Origin of the sequence: Nocardia aurea (genome assembly GCF_003123685.1) — a bacterium.
GTDB lineage: Bacteria > Actinomycetota > Actinomycetes > Mycobacteriales > Mycobacteriaceae > Nocardia > Nocardia aurea.
In genome coordinates, this window is the sequence record NZ_QCYJ01000059.1 from 1 (window position 1) to 6342 (window position 6342).

Sequence of the window (6342 nt, forward strand, 5' to 3'; positions counted from 1 at the left end):
GGCCTGGGCAACGTCAACCTGCTCCACCTGTCCTCGCGCAAGGCGCTCGACGCCGCGGTGCGGATGGCGGGGACGTTCCCGCACATCGACTTCCGCCGCGAGGTCACCATCGGCCACCTGCTCGCCGACATCGACACGGCCAGCGGGCTCGGCGGCAAGGTGAACCCGCCGATCAGGCCGCGCGAGGATGTCGAGGCGCTGTGGGAGTACGTGCTCGACGGCGCCGTCGACTGGGTGGTGAGCGATCACGCCTGCTGCCGCGAGGAGCTCAAGTTCGGCACGCCGGCCGACGACGTGTTCGTGGCCAAGGCCGGCTTCGGCGGCGCGGAGTACCTGCTGCCCGGCCTGATCACCGAGGGCCGCCGCAGGGGCCTGTCGTACGGGCGGATCGCCGAGCTCACCTCGTGGAACCCCGCCCGCAGGTACGGCCTGCGGGCCAAGGGGACGATCGCCCCCGGGTTCGACGCCGACATCTGCCTGGTCGATCCGGACAGCACGTGGACCGTGCGGGCGGCGGAGTCGGAGTCGTCCCAGGAGTTCACGCCGTTCGAGGGCTTCGAGCTGACGGCGAAGGTCACGGACACGTTCGTGCGCGGCCACCACGTGCTCGACACCGGCAAGATCGTGGGCAGCCCGGTGGGCCGCTACGTCCCCAGGCCGATGGGCTGACCGAGTATGAGCGTCCTCATGTTCATAGATCACGGCCTTCGGTAAAGTCGAGCTGTAATCTCAGGATTTCCCGCCACTAGGACATGAGTTGCTCGAGATAGACAACCTCACACACGTGTACGGGCCCGGCAGCCCGAACGAGCACCACGCCGTCGACGGGCTGAAGCTGAGTGTCGCCGCGGGCGAGCTCCTGTGCGTCGTCGGCCCCTCGGGGTGCGGGAAGTCGACGCTGCTCCGCTCCATCGCGGGGCTGATCAAGCCGACGGGCGGCGAGATCCGGGTCGACGGCAAGCTGGTGCGCCAGACGCCCGACAATCTGGCCGTGGTCTTCCAGGACTACAGCCGGTCGCTGTTCCCCTGGATGTCGGTGGCCGACAACGTGGCGCTGCCGCTGCGCCGCCGGGGCATGGACAAGCGGCGGAGGCGCGAGGCCGCCCAGGAGGCGCTGGAGTCGGTGGGCCTGGCGGAGGCGGGGCGGAAATACCCGTTCCAGCTCTCCGGGGGCATGCAGCAGCGGGTGGCGATCGCCCGCGCGCTGGCCTACCGGCCGTCGTTGATGCTCATGGACGAGCCGTTCGGCTCGGTGGACGCGCAGACCCGCGAGGACCTGGAGGACCTCGTGCTGAAGGTGCGCGGCCACCACCGGATGACGATCGTGCTCATCACCCACGACATCGACGAGAGCGTGTACGTGGGCGATCGGGTCGTCGTGCTGTCGAAGGCGCCCGCGCACGTGGTGGGCGACCTGAAAGTGGACCTCCCGGCGCCCCGCGACCAGATCACCACGCGCGAGCACCCCGACTTCGTGCGCCTGCGCGGCGAGGTCGGCCGGCTCGTGCGCGGGGTGGACGCGCCCGCCGCCACCGCCTGACGCCGGTGTCTCCCTGAGGGCCCGAACGCCGGTGCCGCCGGACGGTGGTCCGGCGGCACCTGGACGTGCGGGTGGGAGCCGTCAGGCCGGCGCGTGCATGTGGCGCGTCAGCGCGTGCTCCACCAGCGTGATGAGCGTGCTCTTCACCGACTCGCGCATCCGCGCGTCGAGGCGGACGACCGGAATGTGCGAGCCGAGCGACAGCGCCTCCCGGATCTCGTCGTCCTGGTGCGAGAACTGCCCGTCCCAGCCGTTGATGCCGATGACGAACGGCAGCTTGGCCTCTTCGAAATAGTCGATCGCGGGGAAGCTGTCGGCCAGCCGCCGGGTGTCCGCCAGTACGACGGCCCCGATCGCGCCGCGCACCAGGTCGTCCCACATGAACCAGAACCTGTGCTGCCCGGGTGTGCCGAACAGGTAGAGGATCAGGTCGCGATCGAGCGAGACCCGGCCGAAGTCCATGGCCACGGTCGTCGTGGTCTTGTTGGGCGTGAGCGAGACGTCGTCGACGCCGGCCGAGGCGTCCGTCATCACGGCCTCCGTGGTGAGCGGCAGGATCTCGGAGACCGCGCCCACGAACGTCGTCTTGCCCACGCCGAAACCGCCGGCCACGACGATCTTCGTCGATGTTAGGCCGGCGCTAGAGCCTGCGAAGTCCACTGAGCACCCTTTCGAGCAAGTTGATGTCCGGCTTTCCCGCGTCCAGCGCTGGCTGGTGCACGCGGATCAGGCCCTCGGACGCCATGTCGGCGATCAGCACCCGAACCACCCCGAGAGGCTGGCGGAGGAGTGCGGAGATCTCGGCGATCGATCTGACGTTCCGGGTCAGTTGAATGATCGCCTGATACTCCGGACTCAGCAGAGATATGTCTTGGTATTCCGACGTCACGGAGGACACGAGAGCCTCCATGGCGAACTTCATCCGCGGCGCCGTACGCCCCCCGGTCACGGCATAGGGCCGTACGAGGGAGCTCGACTTCTGCGGACGTGGAGCCGCCGAATGCGGCGGAGTGCTATCACCAGCCCAACCCTGACCTGACACTATGTTCTCCTGTCACCGCCGCCCGGCTAACGGGGGCGGGCCGCCTGCAGCTCGGCACGTACTGCCGGCGTCAGGACCTGCCCCGCGCGCTCGACCAGCAGCGTCATCTGATAGGCCACCAGGCCCATGTCACAGTCGGGCGCGGCGAGCACAGCCAGGCAGGAACCGTCGCTGATCGACATGATCATCAAGAGACCGCGCTGCATCTCGATGACGGTCTGCGTCACCAGTCCGCCCTCGAAGACGCGCGCCGCTCCCTGCGTCAGGCTGATGACACCCGAGGCGACCGCGGCCAGCTGGTCGGCGCGGTCCTTCGGGAAACCCTCGGAGAAGGCCAGCGGCAAACCGTCGGACGACACCACGACGGTGTGCGCGACACCAGGCACGTTGTTCACAAAGTCAGTGATCAGCCAGCTGATGCCACGTGCTCCCTGGCTCATTTCTCTCATTTGTCCTCCTCATTCTCTTCTCCGCGGGTGAACGCGCGGCCTTGTCGAACACCCTGCTGGAAGCTGGAGAGCCTGCTGCGCAACCGATCGGGGGAGATCTGCGGCGCCGGTGACGTGGCTGGCGGTTCGGCCAGGCTGGCGGTGCCCGGCACGAGGTTGGCCTTGGGCACGCGGCGCGGCAGGCCCGAGGACGTGACGCCGCCCTGCGCGGGCTCGGCGGCCGCCTGGGCGGCCTGCCACCCGGTGTCGGCGGGCGAGGACCAGGACGCCGCCACACCCGACTCGCCCGGCCTGCGCCGTGGCAGCGCCGCGGGCTGGTCCGCAGCGCCCTGCGGCTGGGGCCGGACCTCGGCCGGAGGGTCGGCGTCGAACCGGACCGCGGGCTGGACGGCGGTCTCCGGCTCCTCGTCGTACTCCGCCCTCTGCCCGGCCAGGGAGTCGAACCGCTGCTCGGCCTGCTGCTCGGGGCGGGGTTCGGGGCGGGGTTCGGAGCGGGGCCTCAGCAGCTCGGGGTCCGGCTTGCGGAACCAGTCGGAGCCGACCGACGAGAAGATCGGCAGGTAGTCCTCGTTCTGGTCGTCGATCGGCGAGGTCCGTACGACGGGCAGCGGGCCGGTCAGGTCCTGCGAGGAGTAGTCGCCGGGGCCGAAGGGGTCGAAGGCCGACTGCCCGTTGCGCGGGAACGGATCGGACGGCCTGCCCGTCTCGGCGAACGAGGGCCACATCGGCTCCTCGGTCCCGAACGGCGACCGGGAAGGGGCGTCCGAGGGGTACGGCGACCTCGGCGGCTGGTCGACCGACTCGAAGAGCGACCTGCGCGGCTGCTCGCCGAACGACGGCCACCGCGTGTCCTGCTGGGAGGTGTCGGGCGGTGGCGGTTCGGTGGCGAACGACGGCCAGCGGGGCTCGTCCTGCGAGGGCGGCGGGGGCTCGGTCGCGAACGACGGCCAGCGCGGCTCGTCGAGCTGGGGCGCCTGGTCGGCGAAGGACGGCCAGCGCTGCTCCCCTACCTGGGGCGCCTGATCGCCGAACGACGGCCAGCGCTCCTGCTGGGCGGCGGGCCGCTGCTCCTCGCCGAACGGGGGCCAGCGCGGCTCGTCCGGCTGCCTGGGCACCTCGTCGGCGAAGGAGGGCCAGTCGCCGGCGCCCGGCGACGTGCCCGGCCACTGCATGTTCACTGGCACGTCGTCGGTGCCGAAGCCGGTCGGGGTGTGGGCGGCGGGCGAGGCGTAGACCCCGGAGCCGTTCGGCGTGGCCTGATCGGCCATTCCCGGGTCGAAGCTGGTGAACGCCTCGTACTGGCCGTACTGCTGCGGCGCCGTGCCGCCCGCGCCCGCGATCAGCATGTCGGGCATCATGACGACCGCGCTGAGGCCGCCGGTCTCCCGCATCCGGAGCTGGACGTGGATGCCGTGGCGCAGCGCGAGGCGGCCGACCACGAACAGGCCCATGCGCCGCGAGACCGCGACGTCCACGACGGGCGGGTTGGCCAGCCGCCAGTTGGCCTCGGCGACCTCCTCGGCCGACATGCCGATGCCCAGGTCGTTGATCGTCACGAGCACGCCGCCCTCGACCGGCGCGCTGGTGACCTGCACCTTGCTCTCACGGGGCGAGAAGGAGATGGAGTTCTCGATCAGCTCGGCGAGCAGGTGGACGGCGTCGGTGACGGCCGGGCCGATGATCTGGACGCCGGACGGGACCTGGATCTGGACGCGCTCGTAGTTCTCGACCTCCGACAGCGAGGCGCGCGCGATGTCGACCAGCGGCACCGGCTCGCTCCACTTGCGGGCGCCCTCCTGGCCGGCGAGGACCAGGAGGTTCTCGCTGTTGCGGCGCATGCGGGTGGCCAGGTGGTCGAGCCTGAACAGGTTGGCGAGCCGCTGCTCGTCCTCCTCGCCCTGCTCCAGGCCCTCGATGAGCTGCAGCTGCCGCTCGACCAGCGTCTGGCTGCGCCGGGAGAGGTTGACGAACATCGCGTTGACGTTGGCGCGCAGCTTGGCCTCGTCGCCGGCCAGCCTGATCGCCTCGCGGTGGACCTCGTCGAAGGCCCGGGCCACTTCCCCGATCTCGTCGCGGGTGTTGATGCCGATCGACGGCACCTCGGGCACCGAGGCGCCGTCACCGGACTCGCGGAGTACGCGGACCGTCTCGGGCAGCCGGGTGGTGGCCACCTGGAGCGCCTCGGCGCGCAGCCTGCGCAGCGGCCGGACCAAGGAGCCGGCCACGCGGGTGGTGAACACCAGCACGAGGAACAGCAGGACCAGGATCATCGCGCCGGAGACGACGGCGTTGCGCTGCTCGGCGTCGCTCAGGTCGCGGGTCTGGGCCACGACCCTGGTGGCCAGCCCGTCCTCCACCTTGCGCAGGGCGTTCACCGACAGCGAGGTGCTCTCGTACCAGAGGGTGATGTCGCGGCGTGAGGTGGTGTCGAGGTCCCTGATGGCCTTGTACTCGCGCATCTGGGCCAGCGCGCGCTGACGCATCGCGTCGGCGCGGTCGATCTGCGAGCCCCGCATCTGCTTGCGGTAGGCCTGCATGTCGGTGGCGGTGGCCTCCTGCTCGAACGCCGCGAGCTCGGCCTGCTGGCGGTTCCACGAGCCGAGGAAGTCCGACAGGTCGTCGTAGTCGAGCTGCCGGCCGATCAGCGCGACCACCATGATGGCCTGCTGGCGGGCGACCTCCTCCTTCGCCCGCTCCAGCGAGCTCAGGGCGCTGATGCCCTGCTGCAGCGTGTCGTCGCTGACGCCGTTGGCCAGGTCGCCCTGGAGGTGCGAGACGGTGTCGATCATGGTCGAGTACGTGCGGACGGCCGCTCGCGGCGGCACGCTGTCTTCCAGGATCGACTCGCGCAGGCCGTCGAGGCCGGTGAGCCAGCGGCGGATCTCCTGGACGTCATCCAGCGCGTGCTCGGAGTGCGAGGCGTCGATGGCCGTCGTGGCCGCGAGCACGCGCTGCGTGGCGGCGTCGACGGCCTCGCGCTGCGTCTTGAGCTGGGCCAGGCGGCTGGCGCGGCGGCGGTCCGCGATGTACCAGGCGGTGAGCGTGCGCTCCTTGCCCAGCTCGTGGCTGAGCGCGTGGACGCGCTGGACCAGCTCGGCGACCTGGGTGAGCCGGCGGTACTCGGCGCTGGTGCCGATGGCGTTGGCCAGCTGGACGCCGGCGAGCAGCACGCCCACGACGGTGGGGATGAGAATCAGCGCCACCAGTCGTGAGCGCACACGCCAGTTCCCCAGCCGGAATCGTCCGCCTGTGTACTCCCCCTGCCTGGTGTGCTTGGGGTTATCCGTCCTCACTGACTCTCGCAACCTCTC

6 protein-coding genes are annotated in these 6342 nt (G+C 70.6%); 2 read left to right on the forward strand and 4 right to left on the reverse strand.

All coding sequences use genetic code 11. The features are described 5' to 3' along the window. Both DAT37_RS12705 and DAT37_RS12710 read left to right on the forward strand, forming a co-directional pair. The coding region (locus DAT37_RS12705; protein ID WP_157978465.1) for a dihydroorotase at positions 1 to 669 on the forward strand (669 nt) is incomplete at its 5' end. An 88-nt stretch (positions 670 to 757) separates the two neighbouring features. Next, positions 758 to 1540, forward strand: a complete 783-nt coding sequence (locus DAT37_RS12710; protein ID WP_198654235.1) for an ABC transporter ATP-binding protein — start codon at positions 758 to 760, stop codon at positions 1538 to 1540. Between the two features lie 81 nt (positions 1541 to 1621). On the opposite strand, the gene DAT37_RS12715 is transcribed toward DAT37_RS12710, so the two are convergent. From DAT37_RS12715 to DAT37_RS12730, 4 genes are all read right to left on the reverse strand, one after another. Next, the gene (locus tag DAT37_RS12715) at positions 1622 to 2200 is read right to left on the reverse strand and encodes a GTP-binding protein (RefSeq protein WP_109524963.1); all 579 of its coding nucleotides are present in this window, start codon (positions 2198 to 2200) and stop codon (positions 1622 to 1624) included. Continuing rightward, positions 2181 to 2462, reverse strand: coding sequence for a DUF742 domain-containing protein (locus DAT37_RS12720; protein WP_232839712.1), 282 nt, complete (start codon positions 2460 to 2462; stop codon positions 2181 to 2183). The genes DAT37_RS12715 and DAT37_RS12720 overlap by 20 nt, the downstream gene beginning before the upstream one ends. Before the next feature lie 146 nt (positions 2463 to 2608). Then, positions 2609 to 3022, reverse strand: coding sequence for a roadblock/LC7 domain-containing protein (locus tag DAT37_RS12725; RefSeq protein WP_198654238.1), 414 nt, complete (start codon positions 3020 to 3022; stop codon positions 2609 to 2611). Between the two features lie 5 nt (positions 3023 to 3027). Then, positions 3028 to 6324: a nitrate- and nitrite sensing domain-containing protein gene (locus DAT37_RS12730; RefSeq protein ID WP_198654237.1), complete on the reverse strand. Its 3297-nt coding sequence runs from the start codon at positions 6322 to 6324 to the stop codon at positions 3028 to 3030. Positions 6325 to 6342 lie beyond the last annotated feature (18 nt).

Excerpts from the sequence above, each read along its gene's own strand:
- DAT37_RS12720 (WP_232839712.1), bottom strand. The coding sequence starts at position 2,462 with ATGAAGTTCGCCATGGAGGCTCTCGTGTCCTCCGTGACGTCGGAATAC.
- DAT37_RS12725 (WP_198654238.1), bottom strand. The coding sequence starts at position 3,022 with ATGAGCCAGGGAGCACGTGGCATCAGCTGGCTGATCACTGACTTTGTG.